Here is a 16,404-nt window from a genome sequence, read left to right as displayed (position 1 = left end):
CTGCCTTTCGGGTGACATTGGATGAAATGACCACGAGCTTCCGTGGTTGGTGCCGGGAGGCCGCGTCCTCAATTCGAGACGAATCCTGTCGGTCGGCGAAGGTGGTCGGCTGCGGCGGCAGGTCCGCCGACCGTGTCGGGAGGGTCGCCAACCGCGAGCCGCCTGGCAGGGCCGCGGAGTGTCTACCGGCCGACCAGCATCTTCCACGGCCGGCTCAAGCTGGCCCTACCCTTCGATCTCGACATCGGCCTCACCGAGCTCGACCGGCTCTGACGGTCGCGCTGCCAGACACGATCGCCTACCTCGCCAACCTTGCCGAGGCCGTGCTCTGGCTCAACAGCTCCCGGTGATCTGAAGACGGGCGTCCACCCTGAGTATGTCGCCGACGGTAGTCCTTGGGAGATATGCCGTAGACCGAGCGGAAGGTCCGGCTGAACGTCGCGGGGTCGGCGAAGCCCCAACGGTTGGCTACCTCGTGGATCGGAGTGGTGGCCAGCGCCGGATCGGCGAGGTCCCGGCGAACCCGTCCGAGGCGCTGCTCACGGATCCACGCCGCGACGGTGACGCCCTCCGTCTCGAACAGCCGGTGCAGGTAGCTGACGGAGATGTGGTGCTCGGCGGCGATGGTGCTGACAGTGAGCCGCGGATCGTGGAGGTGCCGCTGGATGAACGCCCGAATCCGCAGCGCCCGGGTCCGGCGATGCGTTTCCGATGGAAGTACGTTCTCGGCGTCGAGCGTGTGGGCCAACAACGCCGACAAGAGATCGATCAGGACCCCGCCCAGTCGTGGGCCGTCCGCCGGTCGGTAGCCGTCGGTCTCCCCACAGAGCCGGGTAATGACCCCCACCAGCAGAGCCCCGATTCCGCCCTTCCCCGGCAATCGCCGTGCCAGGAGCTTCTCGACCCTCTGCTCGGGCAGCGGCAACAGGACCTTGGGGACCTCGACTCCGATCATGGTCAGGTGCCCGCCGCCGATCAGACGGCAGTCGAAGGGCCGGGACAGATCAACGACAGACAGGTCGTGTCGGCCGTGTACGGCGTGCTTGCCGTCCTGGCGCACGTCGAGCGCTCCGCTGAGGACCAGCGAGATGTGGTACCGCTCGGACGCGGACTCCCGAAGCAGCCGTACCGTTCGCCGAAACCGCATCGGCTGAAGTGCCATGGGCCACACCTGTAGGGCGCCAAGGTGCAGTACCCGCGCCCGCGCCTGGAAGTCAGGGGCATGCTCGCTCGCCATTTCCATCGGCCCCATCAGTTGGGTCATTCGTTCGCACCAGATCGCAAACCGATCGGCCACAGGAAAGTCTTCAGTCTGGAATGTGACAGTCTCCATCATCAACGTCCCCCGTCAACGATCAATAGAGCGGTCGCCTCATCACCATATCTCGACGCGCTGGGCAGAAGATTTGTGACATCAGAGCCCCGGCCCCAACCTGCCGAGGACCGGGGCCCGCCGGAGTGGCACATCGAAGATCGCGCCACGCGGGTGGACACATCGTCAAGACAATGTGTACGGCGCGCCAACGACCATTCCGGGCACCGGTGGCACGCTTGGCACATCGATCGATCCGCAACGAGCCTCAGCTCAGAATGGAGACGTATCACGTGAAGCACAAGATCGTGGCGGTGTTCGCGACTGCGGCCATGTCCGTCCTCTCCGTCGGTGTCGCCGCGGGTCCCGCCTTCGCCGACTGCCCCGCCAACACGTTCTGCCTCTACGAGACCAACGGCTATCAAGACCGGGAGTTCCAGTTCGCACCCACCACTACCTGCCGCAACCTGCCGAGCGGCATCGACAACGACGCGAATGCGATGCGCAACTACCGGAGCCACGCCGTCAGGATGTGGGACCTTCCGGGGTGCGGGGGCTCCAGCACCTACTACGCGCAGGCAAATTCCTATGACTCGAACTTCGGGAACAACAACTTCTCGAACAAGGCCAGCTCCCTCAAGCGAGTCTGAGGTAGCGACCGATCGAGTTGCCTGAGTGAACCGCGACACAGGTGCTGGCACACGGGAGAACCGGTGTGCCAGCACCTGGCGACATTGGAGCGAAAATGATTCTGCGATCGGGACGAATTCTTGTCGTTGCCCTCCTGGTAGCCGGCTGTGCCGCACCTGAGTCACCGCGGTCCTCGCGGGACGTCGAGCCCTTCCCGCCGACCGCTGAGGTCGAGAACCTGCGCCTACCGTTCGACGCCTACACGCTCTCGCTGGCCGGGCTGTACATCATGGCGAACGCCCAGGATGTGCTCACCCAGGAATGCATGGCGGCGAGGGGACACGACTGGGAGATCATTGAGCGGCCCACGGACCTGAAGGACCTGAGAAACCGCCGACGGTACGGCGTCATCGAGATGAGCATCGCCGAGCGGTTCGGCTTCCATGTCCCGGCTGGGCTGCTCACGCCGCTGGATGTCGAACAGCGGTACGACCGGCGCGACAACGCCCTCAGCGAGAGCCAGCAGTCGGCGGTTTTCGGTGCGGACGGGTGCGGACGCGAGGCGGCCACCCGGCTCCGGCCGGAGAAGAGCGCGGACCTGGATCTGCTGCGGAAGCTGGACCGCGCGTCGCTGGACGAGTCCCAGCGTGAACAGCGCGTCGTGGTGGCGATGGACGCCTGGCGGGACTGCGTCCGCAACCTGGGTTTCGACTATCAGGACCCCTTCGCGGCCATGTCCGATCCACGATGGTGGGCGGATGACGCCGCCGCGGCGTCGAGCGAAGAGGCCACCGCGTCGAGCGAAGAGAGCACCGCGTCGAGCGAAGAGAGAGCGGTGGCGGTCGCCGTTGTTCGCTGCGAGGAGCAGACAGACCTGGTCGAGGTGTGGCACGCCGCCGAGGTGAAGATCCAGGAGGAGGAGATCCGGCGACACCCGGACTACTTCCAGGACCTCCGTGCCGCAACGGAGGCGGAACTCGCCGCCGCTGAGGCGGTGCTGGCGAGCTCGAAGCTCCGCTGACCGCCCTGGCGGCCAAACTCAGGTGACGCCGTCCTAGTGCAGGGCGACGGGCTGGCCGGCGTGGTGCCGGGCGAGCCGGCGGATGAGTGAACCTTTTTCAACCTGGACCGCGCGGCGCTGACGCACCGCGTCCGGCCTTGCGGTCCGTCGGACCGCAAGGGGAGGTTGAAAAAGGTTCAGTGGTACGGGATCGTCGGCCACGACCGGAGTCGGGGTCTGCGTTACCGGGATCGGCTGGGCGGGTCGTCGGGAACGCGACGGGCGACGGCGAGTTCGAGATATTCGAGGCAGTGCCCGACCGCGGCCTCCGCGCTGGGTCGGGCGGGCAGGGTGTCGGGGGCGACCGGCAGCGCCGGCGGTGCGACCTCGACGTGCGGACCGATCTGGCCGACCAGGGGTGGGCCGACCGCTACCTCACTGCGGATCGGGCGTGCCGTGCTCCCAGACGCACGGTGAGCTGCCGATCAGATAGATGTCGACCGACCCCGGCGCCCGGTTGTAGACGGTGACGCTGATCCGGTAGCCGTCGGCCGGGTCCTCGACGCTCAGCCGGGGATCGCTGCGCTCCCGCAGGTCGTTGACCACCTTGTAGTCGCGCTGCTGCCAGTAGTCGGCCAGCTTCGGCAACGCCTGGTCGGCGGGCCAGTTCGCCGGGAAGACCACCTCGTACTGCTGCTCCACGAAGACCCGGCCGGCCGGGCCACCGTCGGTCGGGTCGTCGCACGGCAGCGTGCCGCTGTCGCCGAACGGCTTCAGCTCGGCGCCGGGCGGGAGCTGCGAATGTGCCTCCCGCAGGATCTCCTCGACCCGCTGGGCCGCCTGTACGGCGGTGACGGTGGGCTGCACGTCCTCGTCTCCTCCACATGCCGATGTCGCCAGGCCGGCCATCAGGGCCGCCGCCAGTACGCCGGTGCGCCAGCGCCGCGCGGCCATCAGGTGACCTTGCCGTTCTGCCCGGTCACGATGTACGCGATGTTCTCCCGGGCCAGGTTCCCGTCGTCCCAGTACGCCGAGTGGGTCGCCCCCTCGTCGTCCGGGTCGCCCGGGTTGCTGCTGAACACCCGGCCGCCGAAGTCCTCCCGGGTCGGGTCGTTGCCGTGCGCGAGGTCCCAGTCGGGTACCCGCTTGATGGCGTCGTGTTCGGCCCTGGTCGCCCACACCTCGTGCGGGGAGACGCCCTTCAGCTCCGTCGCCGAGTTGGTGTCCACCCCGGGCGAGCCGACGAAGACCACCGCGTCGGCGTTGATCCCGGCGCCGGTGGCGGCGTGCCCGATCACTGTAGAACCGTAGCTGTGCCCGAGGACGACGTTGCGGGAGGGCTCTCCGTCGTGGGTGGCCCGCAGGCCGTTCTGGAACTGGTTGAGTTCCGGCGCACCGCCCTCGGCCGAGCCGTCGAAGGGTGCGTTCCAGGCGATCGAGTCCGGCGCGTCGTAGCCGAGCCAGAGCAGCGCGGCGGTCTCCTGGCTCGGGTCGACCCGCTTGGCGTCCAGGGCCATCCGGTCGGCCCGATCGATGTCGCCGCCCACCTTGGACAGTTCGGCGCCGGTGCCGGGAACGTATGTCAGCACGTTGTCGGCGGCGTCCGGGTTGCCGACCGAGACGATCGCCCGGCCGTCGTCCGCGGTGGAGAGCCCGATCAGGTACGCCCGCGGCTTGCCCGGATCCTCCAGCCGGTCGTCGATCCGGTTCAGCCCGCGCAGGCTGCCGTCGATCCGCTCCCGCTCTTCCTTGATCTTCTCCAGTTCCGCCAGCGCCGCCCCGGCCGGGTTACCGGCGTCCGGATAGAGTTCCGCGCCGCGCCCCTGCTCGACCATGGCCCGGATGTGCGCCTCCCGGGCGTCCAGGTCGGCCCGGCGCTGGGTCAGCCCGTCCAGTTCGCGGTCCAGCACGATCCGGTTGGCGATGTCCCGGCTCGCCACCGGTACCCCGTCGAGCGAGCCGATCAGCTCCGGGTACTCCGACATGACGTACCGGCGCTGTGCCGACGAGAGCGAGTCCCACCACTTCTTCACGTCGGCCGGATCGGTCCCCTTGGCCGGCACGCTGGACCTGTCCACCTTGGCCGATGGCGTACCGGAGGCGGTCGCGGTGTTCTCCGCGATCGCCTTCGCGGTCCGGGCGTCCAGCTCGGCGGCCTCCTTGAGCAGCGCGTCCCGCTGCCACACCAGACTGGACATCGACCGCGCGGTCCACTCGTTGGCGTGCGCCGGGTCCATCGTCATCGACCCGTCCGGGTTGATGGTGACGTGTGCGGCCCGGCCCTGCTCGACCAGTTCCTCGGCCCGGGCCCGCAGTTCCGCGACGTCGGTGCCGTGCTGGGCGAGTGCCTGGGCGATCAGCAGCACCGGTGGGAAGGCGGAGTCGAGTTCCTTGCGCAGACCGTCACAGTGCGCACCGGCTGCCTGCGATGCCGAGCCGGACTCCCAGACGTCCGGCAGCCGCCGAGTCGACAGCGCCAGCGCGTCCGCCCGCTCGTCGGTCGACCTGCCGAGCCGGTCCCAGCCGGCCGCCGCCTTCCGCCACGCCTCCGGGTCGGCGTTCAGCACCATCTCGAAGGTCACGCCGCTCATCGGCACGCCCCGCCGTCAAACGCCGAGCGATCAGGTCGACCGATCCGCGCGCTCATTGGACCCGCATCCCGCCGTGCCGCTGGCCGGCGCGCTGGTCCGAGCCCTGGTAGTTGTCGGCGGAGTCGATCAGGGACTGTCCGGCCGCCTCGATCCGGCCGCCGAGCCCGTTGAGATATGCCTCCCAGCCGTCGGAGGCCCTGGTCGTCGCGTCGAGGGTGGCCCAGCCGTTCACCCCGGGCCCGCCCGGGGGCACCAGTTGACCCTCGACCGCCGTGACATTGCGCTTCAGTTCGGTGCCGTGACCGACGATCTCGCCGCCCACCGTCCGCAACCCTGGCACGTTGACCCGCACCGGCTGCGTCATCACGCCTCCCCGTCAGACCCCGGGGGCGGTCACCCGGCCGACCGGGCCCCGTTGGGGAAGCAATATATCAACATCGACCTGCCGGCTAGGACTGGCCAACTGTCCTCACCCGACACACGGCCGCACCGGCTGTCCGGGACGGTCCGAGGCCGTCCGGCAGGCCGGTGCGGGCGGAGTCGGCCGGCTCGTCGGCCGGCACGAAGGACGATCGGAAACGATGCGCACGGGTCCGGCCGGCGGCCGGATCTGGCGCCTCACGCCGCTGGCGAACTCGGTCACTGGCGGGTGTCCATCGACGTCTGGAGTGCGCGACGAGCCTGCTCGCGGGCCTCGTCGGTGTTCTCCGGCTTGGGTTTGGTCGGCTTGGCGGCCATGACGTGGCTCCTTCCAGGGTGGGTGGCACCGCACGGCGCGGTCCACCGCGACAGGGATCCTGCTGATCGGCCGGTACGGCGGGTCCGGGATCTCCGGGCGAGACGGCCGGGACGGCGTGAGCCCCGGGTCGGTTGACCCTGGGAGGCAGGCGATCTGCGACGGGTTGCCACACCTGGTCACGGGTGGGACAGGTGCGACCACAACCCTAGGTGTCGTTCAGTTCCCTTACCCAAATTATCGTTCAGGTCCACATCCTGTGCAGCATTCCCGCCATACGGGACAGTACGAACCGTCAGATCTTGGCGGCTCGGCTGGTCAGCGCGGCCCTGCGCGGGACTGGGGTTCCGGAAACGTTCAGCGGGCGAAGAAGTGCCAGCCCATCCACCACCAGAAGCCGAACAGGGCGATCCGGCCGACCGGCACCGGGCCGACCTCGTATCGCATGACGTAGGCGCAGACGTCGCCGAAGGTGGGGATCCGGGAGCCCTCCCGACGGGCGGCCCACTCGACCACCACGAAGAGCAGCAGCGCCACGGTGAACCCGGCGATCGCGACGTATCTCATCGACGCACCAATCCCCAGAACGCGGCGAGCCACGCGAAGTAGCCGACCGAACGGACCAGCGAGTCGTCCAGCAACGGGTCGGCGATCTTGGAGAAGGTCGGGAAGTCGTCCCGGGAGCCGAGCATGAAGGTGCTGGCCTCGAAGACCCCGAAGACGAGTACCGGCAGCAGCCACCAGACGGCGCCGGACCGCAGCCGGTGCGGTACCGGCCGCCGGGGCACCCGGTTGGAGAGCCCAAGCCACACCAGCACGCCGCCGGTGCCGATGGCGTAGACGTTCGCCTGCGTCGAGAACGACGGGAACTGCCCGCCGATCAGGGACAGAACGGTGAGGGTCGGAACCGTGACGACCGGTCGGTCCCAGGCCCGGGGCACATCCGCAGAGAGCTCCGGCTGCTGTTCCATGAGCCGATTGTCCCCGGGCCACCGCCCGGCGGAAAGCTAGATGCCGTCCGCGTCACTGCCGATCTTGCGGGTCACCCCCGGTCGGTCCGCCCGCCGTGGCGTCCCGGGCCAACTCGGCCCGGATCGCGTCGACGACCTCGGGCGCCGCCCCGTACCCGGTGAACCCGGCCGCCAGCCGGTGCCCGCCTCCGCCGAGCGCCACCGCCACCCGGCTCACGTCGGTGCCGCCCTTGCTGCGCATCGAGACCGCCCACTCCCCCTCGGCGACCTGCTTGAGCACGCAGCTCACGTCCGCCTCGGCGGTGCAGCGTACCGAGTCGATCAGCGGCTCCAGGGTGTACGGGCGCTGCCCGTGCCGGGCCAGGTCGTCCAGGGTCGCGTACGTCCAGACCAGCCCCAGCCCGCCGGCCGCCAACGGCTCCAGCTCGGTACGCCCCAGCACGTCGCCGTAGAGCCGGACCGCGCCGAACGGCCGGGTGTCGAAGATCCGCCGGGAGATCTCCCCGGGGCGGATGCCGGTGGCCAGCAGCCGGGCGGCCATCTCGTGCACCGCCGGGGTGGTCATGTCGAACCGGAACGAGCCGGTGTCGGTCGCCAGCGCGATGTAGAGGCACTCGGCGATCCCCTGGTCGAGCGGCACGCCGAGCCGGACCAGCAGCTTCTCCACCACCACCGAGGTCGCGGCGGCGTCCGGGTCGACCAGATGGATCCCGCCGAACCGGGTGTTCGAGGCATGGTGGTCCAGCACGATGGCGGTGCCGGCCCGGTCCAGCCGGTCGGCCAGGTCACCGAGCCGGGACACGGCGGCAACGTCGAAGCAGATCACCAGCTCCGGGTCCGGGTCGGCGGCGGTCGCCGGGACCAGCAGGTCGGAGCCGGGCATCGCCCGGAGCGGCTCCGGCACCTCCGGACGGCCGGGGAAGGTGGCCTGGAGCTGCCGTACGCCGAGCCGGCGCAGCCCGAGCCCGAAGCCGAGCATGCTGCCCAGCGCGTCCCCGTCCGGGTTGACGTGACAGATCAGGAGTATCCGGCCGTCGGCGGGAAGCCGGGTGATGGCGGAGACCGCCGCCGCCCACTCCGCCTCGGTCGGCTGTTCGGCGGCCGGCTGGGACACGTCGGCGAGCAGTGCGTTGCTCACCGCCGGTCTCCGCCGTCCCCGGCCGGGGGCCGGTCCTCGTCCCGACCGTGGTCGGTGTCGTCCTCGTCGTCGTCCTCGTCGAGCTTGTACGGCTGCGCCTCGCCCGCGTACTCGGCCTGGGCGGCCAGCCGCTGCACCTCCGCGTCGGCGGTACGGGCCGCCGCCAGCAGTTCGTCGATCTGCTTGACCTGGTCCTGCACGTCGTCGAGGACGAAGGTCAGGCTGGGCGAGTGACGCAGCCCGAGCGCCTTGCCGACGGTGCTCCGCAGCAGCCCCTTGGCGCTCTCCAGCGCGGCGGCGGTGGCCGCCTGGTCGGAGGCGTCGCCGAGCACCGTGTAGAAGACGGTGGCGTCCCGCAGGTCGGGGGTGATGCGGGCGTCGGTAATGGTGATCATGCCGAGCCGGGGGTCCTTGATCTGGGTACGCACCACCGACGCCACCAGTTCCCGCACCCGCTCCGCATGCCGACGCACCTTGGCCTGGTCCGTCATCTCCGCACCTCCACGCCCATCTGCGCTTCCGGGCCGGACCGGCGACGCTGGGCGCCGCGGCCGGACCGGCCGACCTGGGAAACACTACCCGCGCATCCTGCGGCCTCGCCGCCGCCGTCGCCATTGGCCGTACCGGCCGATTACCCCCTGGCCAGCCGCCGATTCAGTCCTCCTCGCCGTGCAACCGGCGCCGTACGGAGAGCAACTCGACCTCCGGTCGGCCGGCGACCAGACGCTCGCAGGCGTCCAGCACCGTACCGACGTGCTCGGGTTCGGAGGCGACCAGGGCGACCGCGATCTGGGCCCGGCCGTGCAGGTCCAACGCGCCCACCTCGGCGGCCGAGACCTCGAACTTGCGCAATGCGGCGACGATGGGGCGGACGTAGGACCGCTTGGCCTTCAGGGAGCGCGAGTCTCCAGGCAACAGCAGGTCGAACAGGGCGGTTCCGGTATACACGGCGGGAAGGGTACGCCATTCCACCCCTGCCGTTCACCGCGTTTCGCCGGCGGCCGCCGCAGGCGACCGGCGGACAGGCCGGTGGCCGGAGCCCCACGGGCTCCGGCCACCGGTATCGAACTCGCTCAGGCGCGCGGCTTCTCGCGCATCTCGAACGTCTCGATGATGTCCCCGACCTGGACGTTGTTGAAGTTGCTCAACGTCAGACCGCACTCGAAGCCCTCACGGACCTCGGTGGCGTCGTCCTTGAACCGCTTGAGCGAGCTGATCGTGACGTTGTCGGCCACGACCGTCCCGTCACGCAGCAGCCGCGCCTTGGCGTTGCGGCGGATGACACCGGACCGGACGATACAACCGGCGATGTTGCCGATCTTGGACGAGCGGAAGACGTCGCGGATCTCCGCGCTGCCCAGCTCGACCTCTTCGAACTCCGGCTTGAGCAGGCCCTTGAGCGCGGCGTCGATCTCCTCGATGGCCTGGTAGATGACCGTGTAGTACCGGATCTCCACACCCTCGCGGTCGGCAATCTCCCGGACCTTGTTGGAGGCCCGGACGTTGAAGCCGATGATCGTGACCGCCTCGGACGAGGCGCTGGCCAGCATGACGTCGCTCTCCGTGATGGCACCGACGCCCCGGTGGATGATCCGCAGTTGGACCTCCGCCGGAATGTCGAGCTTGAAGAGCGCGTCCTCCAGCGCTTCCACCGAGCCGGAGCCGTCGCCCTTGAGCACCAGGTTGAGCGAGGTCTTCTCGCCCTCCTTGAGCTGCTCCATGATCGTCTCGAGACTCGGCCGCCGCTGCGAGTTGGCGAAGCTCGCCGCCCGCCGCCGCGCCTGCCGCTGCTCGGCGATCTGCCGGACCGTACGGTCGTCCTCGGCCGCCAGGAAGGTGTCACCCGCTCCCGGTACCGCGGTCAGACCGAGCACCATGACCGGACGCGCGGGGCCGGCCTCGGTGACCGGCTTGCCGTTCTCGTCCAGCATGGCCCGGACCCGGCCGTGCGCCCCACCGGCGACGATCGAGTCGCCGGCCCGCAGGGTGCCCTTCTGCACCAGCACCGTGGCCACCGCACCGCGCCCCTTGTCCAGGTGCGCCTCGATGGCCACACCCTGGGCCGGCCCGTCGATCGGAGCGGTCAGCTCCAGCGACGCGTCGGCGGTGAGCAGGACCGCCTCGAGCAGTTCCTCGATGCCGATGCCCGGCTTGGCCGCCACGTTGACGAACATGGTGTCGCCGCCGTACTCCTCGGCGACCAGCCCGTATTCGGTCAGCTGCTGCCGGACCTTGTCCGGGTTGGCCTCCGGCTTGTCGATCTTGTTGACCGCCACCACGATCGGCACGTCCGCCGCCTTGGCGTGGTTGAGCGCCTCGATCGTCTGCGGCATGACGCCGTCGTCGGCGGCGACCACCAGCACCACGATGTCGGTGACCTGGGCACCACGGGCACGCATGGCGGTGAACGCCTCGTGACCCGGGGTGTCGATGACGGTCAGCGCCCGGTCCTCACCCTCGTGCGGCACGTGCACCTGGTACGCACCGATGTGCTGGGTGATGCCACCGGCCTCGCCCTCGACCACGTTCGCCTTGCGGATCGCGTCGAGCAGCTTGGTCTTACCGTGGTCGACGTGACCCATGACGGTCACCACCGGCGGACGGCTGACCAGCCGGTCCGTGGCGACCTCGGCGTCCAGGTCGATGTTGAACTGGGCGAGCAGCTCGCGGTCCTCGTCCTCCGGGCTGACGATCGAGACCTCGAAGCCGAGGTGCTCGCCGAGCAGCTGAAGCGTGTCGTCGGAGACGGACTGGGTCGCGGTGACCATCTCGCCCAGGTTGAACATCTCCTGGACCAGCGAACCGGGGTTCGCGTTGATCTTGTCTGCGAAGTCCGACAGCGACGCGCCGCGAGGCAGCCGGATGACCTGGCCCTGGCCGCGCGGGGCGCCCGAGCTCATGGTCGGCGCGGACAGGTTGTCGAACTCCTGTCTGCGCTGCTTCTTCGACTTGCGACCACGGGTCGGCTTGCCGCCCGGACGCCCGAAGGCACCCGCGGCACCGCCACCACGGCCACGGCCACCACCACCGGGGCGACCGGCGCCACCGGCCGGCGCACCGCCACCGGGGCCACCGCGGTAGCCACCACCGGCACCGCCGCCACCACCAGGGCCACCGCGGTAGCCGCCACCGGCACCGCCGCCACCACCGGGACCGCCGCGGAAGCCGCCGCCACCGCCGCCGCCACCAGGGCCGCCGCGGAAGCCACCGCCACCGCCACCGGGACGACCGGCACCGCCACCGCCACCGGGACGGCCGGGGCCGCCACCGGGACGACCGGGCCGCTGCGTCGGCATGGACGCCGGGCTCGGCCGGGGCGGCATCGAGGCCGGGCTCGGCCTCGGCGGCATGTTGGCCGGGTTGGGCCGGGGCCCACCCGAGGCAGCCGGACGCTGCCCGCCCGGCGTGATGCCGAACGGGTTGTTACCGCCACTGCGCGCCGGCGGACGGCCACCGGGCCGGCCAGGGCCGGGCGTCGGGGCGCCAGGCGGCGCGGGGCGGGCACCCGACGGGGTACCCGGACGCGGCGGAACGGCGTTCGGACCCGGCTTCGGCCGGTTCGTGGGGCCGCCGTCGGCCGGCGGTTCCCGCCGGACCGTGTCGTTGCGCTGCTGCCGAGCCGCCTGGGCGGCCTTGACGGTCGCCTCCTGCTCGGCCTTCAGCGCGGCCGCGCGCGCCTCGGCGGCGGCCAACTCGATGTCATGCGCGCTCGCCGGCTTGGCGACCGGAGTCGCCGTCTGCGGCGGACCGGGCACCGGCCCCTTGGGCTTCGCCGGCGGCGTCGGCCGACGGGGTGGTCCGGGCTTCGCGGCGATCCTGGGCTCTCCCGGACCCGGCGCCGGAGCCGCCTTGGGTGCCGGCGGTGGCGTCGGGGCGGCGGCGGGTGCCGCCGGCTCCGGAGACGCGACGAAGGCGCCGCGCAGTCGCCGGGCCACCGGGGCCTCGACGGTGCTGGACGCTGATTTGACGAACTCGCCCATTTCCTTCAACTTGGCGAGAACGGTCTTGCTTTCGACCCCGAGCTCCTTAGCCAGCTCGTGTACGCGGGCCTTGCCTGCCACTGCACTCCTCACTCCGAGGTCGTGCGGGCAGCACCCGCAGCGACCTCACTCGTGCACTTGAAGCCTGGTCATTTCTGGGACTTCATCGTGTGCTCATGTCGGTCGTCCTACCTTGCTCGGGTTCCGTTGCGTCGATCCCGCCCGGCCGGATGGCCGGTCGTGGTCGTCGACGCCTTGGAGGTGCTCGGCCAACTCACTCGCGTCGGGTACGCCAGCGATACGCAGCGCCCGCCCGAAGGCCCGACGCCGCACTGCCAGCGTGAAGCAGGCCGGGTCGGGATGCAGGTGTGCTCCCCGCCCCGGCAGCTTACGGGTCGGATCGGGTCGGAGGCTGTGACCAGTCTCATCGCCGACCGCGACGATCCGCAGCAGCTGGCCGGCCGGCGCCCGTCGCCGACAGCCCACACAGGTGCGCTCCGGCTCCGCGCGTCGTACCACTGAGAAAGTCTACCCCTACCCGGCCGAGATCGCTCCGTCCGCCTCGGCTGCGTGATCAGGACCGCCCTGCCGCCCGGCCGGCGCCTGGCTCGGCATCTGCTCGGTGTCGGGCCGGATGTCGATCCGCCAACCGGTCAATCGGGCGGCAAGCCGGGCATTCTGCCCCTCCCGCCCGATGGCCAGCGACAGCTGGAAGTCCGGCACGGTCACCCGGGCCGTACGGGTCGCCGCGTCGACCACCTCGACCCGGAGCGCCTTGGCCGGCGAGAGAGCGTTGCCGACGAACTGGGCCGGATCCTCCGACCAGTCGATGATGTCGATCTTCTCACCGTGCAGCTCGCTCATCACCGCCCGGACCCGCTGGCCCATCGGGCCGATGCAGGCGCCCTTGGCGTTCACGCCCGGCACGGTGGAACGGACCGCGATCTTGGTGCGGTGACCGGCCTCGCGGGCGATCGCGGCGATCTCCACGGTGCCGTCGGCGATCTCCGGCACCTCCAGGGCGAAGAGCTTCTTCACCAGGTTCGGGTGCGACCGGGAGAGGGTGATCTGCGGGCCCCGGAAGCCCTTGACGACGTGTACGACGACGCAGCGGATCCGCTGGCCGTGCTCGTACAGCTCGCCGGGGACCTGCTCGGCCTGTGGCAGCACCGCCTCGACCTTGCCGAGGTCGACCGAGACGATGCCCTTCTCGCTGCGCGCCTCGTGCGCCTGCACCACCCCGGTGACCAGGTCGCCGTCCCGGCCCACGTACTCGCCGAAGTGCACCTCGTCGGTGGCCTCGCGAAGCCGTTGCAGGATGACCTGTTTGGCGGTCATCGCGGCGATCCGGCCGAAGTCGTGCGGAGTGTCGTCGAATTCCCGGATCACCGCACCCTCGGCGTCCTGCTCCTGGGCGTACACCAGGGCGGCGCCGGTCTTACGGTCGATCTCGACCCGGGCGTGCGCCTGGGCCCCCTCGGTGTGCCGGTACGCCGTCAGCAACGCGGTCTCGATCGCCGCGAGAATCGTGTCGAACGGGATCTCCCGCTCGCGCTCCAATGCGCGCAACGCCGCGAGGTCGATGTTCACCGCTCCTCGCCCTCCACATCTTCGTCGTCGCCGTTGCCGACGTCGTCATAGTCATCATCGCCGGCACCGGTCGGATCGTCGTCGGCGATCTCGTCCAGCCGGTTGAACTCCACCTGGACCCGGCCCGGCCCGAGGTCGGGGTACGCCCAGCCGACCGGTCCGGCGTCGGTCTCCAGCACCACCCGCTCGTCGTCGGCGGCGACCACCCGGGCGGTCACCTGCCGGTCCGCGGGTGCCGGCGGCCGCTCGTCGGCGCCGCCCCGCTCCGGGTGCTCACCCGGGCCCCGCACGGTCACCTTCACCAGCCGGCCGACGTTGCGCCGCCAGTGCCGCGGCTGGGTCAGCGGCCGGTCCACGCCGGGGGAGCTCACCTCGAGCTGGTATTCCCCGGCGACCAGGTCGCCGCCGGTCTCCTCCGCCTGGTCGAGCGCCTTGGACAGGAGCCGGGAGACGTCCGCCACGGCGTCGAGGCTGACCCCGGCGTCGCCGTCCACCACCACCCGGACGACGTACCGCCGGCCGGCCCGGGACACCGAGAGGTCCTCCAGGTCATAGCCGGCGGCGGTCACCACCGGTTCGATCACGGCACGGAGCCGGAGCCGACGCGCGGACGGGTCCTCGCGGGGACGGTCCGGAGCCCGGTGACCCGTCCTGGGCCGACCGGCGTTCCGGCCACGCTGCGTCATCTCCGCCCCTCTCTCGTGATCGCCGGCTCCGCCCGGCAGCCATACCAGCGTGCCACCGGACTGACGCGCCCGGCGGCTGCGCAGAGCGTAACGCGCTGACCGCCGGAGAGCCCGATCGGCGCACCGACGACCGGCCGTGGTGAGCGTGCCGACCCCGCCGGCGGTACCGATGGTGTTGACTTGCCGGGTGCGGACCGGCAACACGAACCAGACGATCGGCGCGGCGGGGCGGTCCCGGCGCGAAGTGGTGCGGGCGGTCGCCCTGGCGGCACTGGTCGGTACCACCGGCCCCCTCACCGGCTGTGGTCTCTTCGGCGGCGAGCCCGACCCGCCGCCTCCGCCGGACCCGCTGGCGCCGTTGATCACCGGCGCTCTCGACCTCGCCGCCCGATACGAGGCCGCGGTCACCGCGTTCCCCGAGCTGGCCGACCGGCTCCGCCCGGTCGCCGAGGCACACCGCGCGCACGCCGCCGAACTGTCCCGGGTGACCGGCACCGCCCTGCCGAGCGCCACCGCCACCGCCCCGGCCCCCGGCACCGGAGCCGGCGGTGTCTCGGAGACCCTGGGGCAGTTACGGGAGGCCGAGCAGCAGGGCCGGGACGCCGCCGCGAAGGCCTGCACCGCGGCGCCGGCCGCCCGCGCCGCGCTGGTCGGGTCGATCGCCGCGGCTCGGGCGACGCACCTGGAGGTGCTCCGGTGACCGGGCGCGGCGGCGCCCGGGGAGAGGCGGCCTGATGTCCGAAGCACTGGCGGCGGCCCTGGCCGCCGAGCACGCGGCGATCTACGCGTACGGGCTGATCGGGGTACGACTGAAGGGGGGCGCCGCCGAGCAGGCCCGCTCCGCCGAGGCGGCACACCGCAGCCGGCGGGACGAGCTCGTGCTGCTCCTCACCGAGCGGGGCGGTCCGGTACCGGCGGCCGAGCCGGCGTACGCGCCGCCGTTCGCGGTCACCGACGAGGCGAGCGCACTGCGGCTGGCGGTCGAGGTCGAGGAGCGCACCGCGGCGGTCTGGCGGGCCGCGCTGCCGGCGACCGAGGGTGCCGAGCGCACCCGCGCGCTGGACGGGCTCACCGACGCGGCGGTCCGGGCCACCCGGTGGCGCAGGGCGGCCGGAGTCAGCCCGGCCACGGTGCCGTTCCCGGGCCGCCCGACCTGACCTGCACGCCCCGCGTCCGAGACGGATGACGGTGCGGGCGAACCGGGGCGACGGTCAGCCGGCACACTGTATCGATGTCCGCTCTGGGAAGACCGGTCTCCGCGTTCGGCCGGGCCGTACGCCGGCTCGGCCACTCACGCTGGTTCGCCGCCTGCACCCCGGTACTGGTCCCGGCCGACCGCCTGGTCGCCAGGCTGACCCGGGGCCGGGTGGTGGCCCTCGGCCTGGTGCCGTCGCTGCTGATCACCACCACCGGGCGCCGGTCCGGACGCCCGCGCAGCAACCCGCTGCTCTACGTGCGCGACGGCGACGCCTTCGTGGTGACCGGCTCGAACTGGGGTCGCCCCGAGCAGCCGGCCTGGGCCCTCAACCTGCTCGCCGACCCGAGCGCCACGGTCACCGTCGACGGCACCCGGATACCGGTCCGGGCCCGGCTGGCCGAGGGGGCCGAGCGGGAGCGGCTGTGGAACCTGCTGGTGGCCGAGTGGCCGGCGTACCGGACCTACGTCCGCCGGGCCGGTGGTCGGGACATCCGCGTCTTCCGGCTCGAACGGACGTCTCCGCCGGGGCGGGAGTAGCCGCCGCCCCGCACCCGGCCCCCGGGACACCGGCG

18 protein-coding genes are annotated in these 16,404 nt (G+C 71.4%); 5 read left to right on the top strand and 13 right to left on the bottom strand.

All coding sequences use genetic code 11. The features are described from left to right. Positions 1-298: 298 nt before the first annotated feature. Positions 299-1,336 (bottom strand): helix-turn-helix domain-containing protein, encoded by a 1,038-nt coding sequence (locus AAH979_RS01665; RefSeq protein ID WP_346255964.1) that lies wholly within the window; start codon positions 1,334-1,336, stop codon positions 299-301. Positions 1,337-1,605: 269 nt separating this feature from the next. Here AAH979_RS01665 and AAH979_RS01660 point away from each other — a divergent pair, with 269 nt between their 5' ends. Continuing rightward, the gene (locus AAH979_RS01660) at positions 1,606-1,962 is read left to right on the top strand and encodes a peptidase inhibitor family I36 protein (protein WP_346255963.1); all 357 of its coding nucleotides are present in this window, start codon (positions 1,606-1,608) and stop codon (positions 1,960-1,962) included. A 95-nt stretch (positions 1,963-2,057) separates the two neighbouring features. Then, positions 2,058-2,963, top strand: coding sequence for a hypothetical protein (locus tag AAH979_RS01655; RefSeq protein WP_346255962.1), 906 nt, complete (start codon positions 2,058-2,060; stop codon positions 2,961-2,963). A gap of 414 nt (positions 2,964-3,377) precedes the next feature. Here the strand turns inward: AAH979_RS01655 and AAH979_RS01650 are convergent, their stop codons facing one another. The 12 genes from AAH979_RS01650 to rimP all read right to left on the bottom strand — a co-directional run bounded on the left by AAH979_RS01650 (position 3,378) and on the right by rimP (position 14,634). Further along, the gene (locus AAH979_RS01650) at positions 3,378-3,896 is read right to left on the bottom strand and encodes a hypothetical protein (protein WP_346255961.1); all 519 of its coding nucleotides are present in this window, start codon (positions 3,894-3,896) and stop codon (positions 3,378-3,380) included. After that, positions 3,896-5,533 carry an alpha/beta hydrolase gene (locus AAH979_RS01645; RefSeq protein ID WP_346255960.1) on the bottom strand — a complete coding sequence of 546 codons (1,638 nt, stop codon included), beginning with the start codon at positions 5,531-5,533 and terminating at the stop codon, positions 3,896-3,898. Before AAH979_RS01645 ends, AAH979_RS01650 begins: the two co-directional genes overlap by 1 nt. A gap of 52 nt (positions 5,534-5,585) precedes the next feature. Then, on the bottom strand, positions 5,586-5,897 hold the full coding sequence (locus tag AAH979_RS01640; protein ID WP_346255959.1) for a hypothetical protein: 312 nt from the start codon (positions 5,895-5,897) through the stop codon (positions 5,586-5,588). 729 nt (positions 5,898-6,626) lie between these two features. After that, positions 6,627-6,836, bottom strand: a complete 210-nt coding sequence (locus tag AAH979_RS01635; RefSeq protein ID WP_101370376.1) for a DUF6186 family protein — start codon at positions 6,834-6,836, stop codon at positions 6,627-6,629. Next, positions 6,833-7,240 (bottom strand): hypothetical protein, encoded by a 408-nt coding sequence (locus AAH979_RS01630; RefSeq protein WP_346255958.1) that lies wholly within the window; start codon positions 7,238-7,240, stop codon positions 6,833-6,835. Before AAH979_RS01630 ends, AAH979_RS01635 begins: the two co-directional genes overlap by 4 nt. A 52-nt stretch (positions 7,241-7,292) precedes the next feature. Beyond that, complete coding sequence (locus AAH979_RS01625; protein WP_346256298.1) at positions 7,293-8,354, bottom strand: bifunctional oligoribonuclease/PAP phosphatase NrnA; 1,062 nt, start codon at positions 8,352-8,354, stop codon at positions 7,293-7,295. Positions 8,355-8,374: 20 nt separating this feature from the next. Then, entirely contained in the window at positions 8,375-8,869 is a 495-nt protein-coding gene (rbfA, locus tag AAH979_RS01620) for a 30S ribosome-binding factor RbfA (protein ID WP_346255957.1), read from the bottom strand. Between the two features lie 163 nt (positions 8,870-9,032). Next, complete coding sequence (locus tag AAH979_RS01615) at positions 9,033-9,326, bottom strand: DUF503 domain-containing protein (RefSeq protein ID WP_346255956.1); 294 nt, start codon at positions 9,324-9,326, stop codon at positions 9,033-9,035. A 125-nt stretch (positions 9,327-9,451) separates the two neighbouring features. Beyond that, the gene (gene infB / locus AAH979_RS01610) at positions 9,452-12,439 is read right to left on the bottom strand and encodes a translation initiation factor IF-2 (RefSeq protein WP_346255955.1); all 2,988 of its coding nucleotides are present in this window, start codon (positions 12,437-12,439) and stop codon (positions 9,452-9,454) included. A 93-nt stretch (positions 12,440-12,532) separates the two neighbouring features. Then, complete coding sequence (locus AAH979_RS01605) at positions 12,533-12,877, bottom strand: YlxR family protein (protein WP_346255954.1); 345 nt, start codon at positions 12,875-12,877, stop codon at positions 12,533-12,535. Between the two features lie 15 nt (positions 12,878-12,892). Further along, positions 12,893-13,948, bottom strand: coding sequence for a transcription termination factor NusA (nusA, locus tag AAH979_RS01600; RefSeq protein WP_346255953.1), 1,056 nt, complete (start codon positions 13,946-13,948; stop codon positions 12,893-12,895). Then, entirely contained in the window at positions 13,945-14,634 is a 690-nt protein-coding gene (rimP, locus tag AAH979_RS01595) for a ribosome maturation factor RimP (RefSeq protein ID WP_346255952.1), read from the bottom strand. The genes nusA and rimP overlap by 4 nt, the downstream gene beginning before the upstream one ends. 244 nt (positions 14,635-14,878) lie before the next feature. Here rimP and AAH979_RS01590 point away from each other — a divergent pair, with 244 nt between their 5' ends. The 3 genes from AAH979_RS01590 to AAH979_RS01580 all read left to right on the top strand — a co-directional run bounded on the left by AAH979_RS01590 (position 14,879) and on the right by AAH979_RS01580 (position 16,369). Next, positions 14,879-15,334, top strand: coding sequence for a hypothetical protein (locus AAH979_RS01590; protein ID WP_346256297.1), 456 nt, complete (start codon positions 14,879-14,881; stop codon positions 15,332-15,334). 34 nt (positions 15,335-15,368) lie between these two features. Next, positions 15,369-15,791: a ferritin-like domain-containing protein gene (locus tag AAH979_RS01585; protein ID WP_346255951.1), complete on the top strand. Its 423-nt coding sequence runs from the start codon at positions 15,369-15,371 to the stop codon at positions 15,789-15,791. A gap of 74 nt (positions 15,792-15,865) precedes the next feature. After that, positions 15,866-16,369 (top strand): nitroreductase/quinone reductase family protein, encoded by a 504-nt coding sequence (locus AAH979_RS01580; RefSeq protein ID WP_346255950.1) that lies wholly within the window; start codon positions 15,866-15,868, stop codon positions 16,367-16,369. Positions 16,370-16,404 lie beyond the last annotated feature (35 nt).

The sequence above is a fragment of the Plantactinospora sp. ZYX-F-223 genome, from assembly GCF_039649625.1.
Lineage (GTDB): Bacteria > Actinomycetota > Actinomycetes > Mycobacteriales > Micromonosporaceae > Plantactinospora.
This window is presented reverse-complemented; position numbering and strand designations above follow the sequence as displayed.

What these genes read in the sequence shown, in the direction of transcription:
- rbfA (WP_346255957.1), bottom strand. Translation starts at nt 8,869, where the DNA reads ATGACGGACCAGGCCAAGGTGCGTCGGCATGCGGAGCGGGTGCGGGAA.
- AAH979_RS01635 (WP_101370376.1), bottom strand. Translation starts at nt 6,836, where the DNA reads ATGAGATACGTCGCGATCGCCGGGTTCACCGTGGCGCTGCTGCTCTTC.
- rimP (WP_346255952.1), bottom strand. Translation starts at nt 14,634, where the DNA reads ATGACGCAGCGTGGCCGGAACGCCGGTCGGCCCAGGACGGGTCACCGG.
- AAH979_RS01650 (WP_346255961.1), bottom strand. Translation starts at nt 3,896, where the DNA reads ATGGCCGCGCGGCGCTGGCGCACCGGCGTACTGGCGGCGGCCCTGATG.
- AAH979_RS01640 (WP_346255959.1), bottom strand. Translation starts at nt 5,897, where the DNA reads ATGACGCAGCCGGTGCGGGTCAACGTGCCAGGGTTGCGGACGGTGGGC.
- AAH979_RS01585 (WP_346255951.1), top strand. Translation starts at nt 15,369, where the DNA reads ATGTCCGAAGCACTGGCGGCGGCCCTGGCCGCCGAGCACGCGGCGATC.
- AAH979_RS01630 (WP_346255958.1), bottom strand. Translation starts at nt 7,240, where the DNA reads ATGGAACAGCAGCCGGAGCTCTCTGCGGATGTGCCCCGGGCCTGGGAC.
- AAH979_RS01580 (WP_346255950.1), top strand. Translation starts at nt 15,866, where the DNA reads ATGTCCGCTCTGGGAAGACCGGTCTCCGCGTTCGGCCGGGCCGTACGC.
- AAH979_RS01645 (WP_346255960.1), bottom strand. Translation starts at nt 5,533, where the DNA reads ATGAGCGGCGTGACCTTCGAGATGGTGCTGAACGCCGACCCGGAGGCG.
- AAH979_RS01655 (WP_346255962.1), top strand. Translation starts at nt 2,058, where the DNA reads ATGATTCTGCGATCGGGACGAATTCTTGTCGTTGCCCTCCTGGTAGCC.
- AAH979_RS01665 (WP_346255964.1), bottom strand. Translation starts at nt 1,336, where the DNA reads ATGATGGAGACTGTCACATTCCAGACTGAAGACTTTCCTGTGGCCGAT.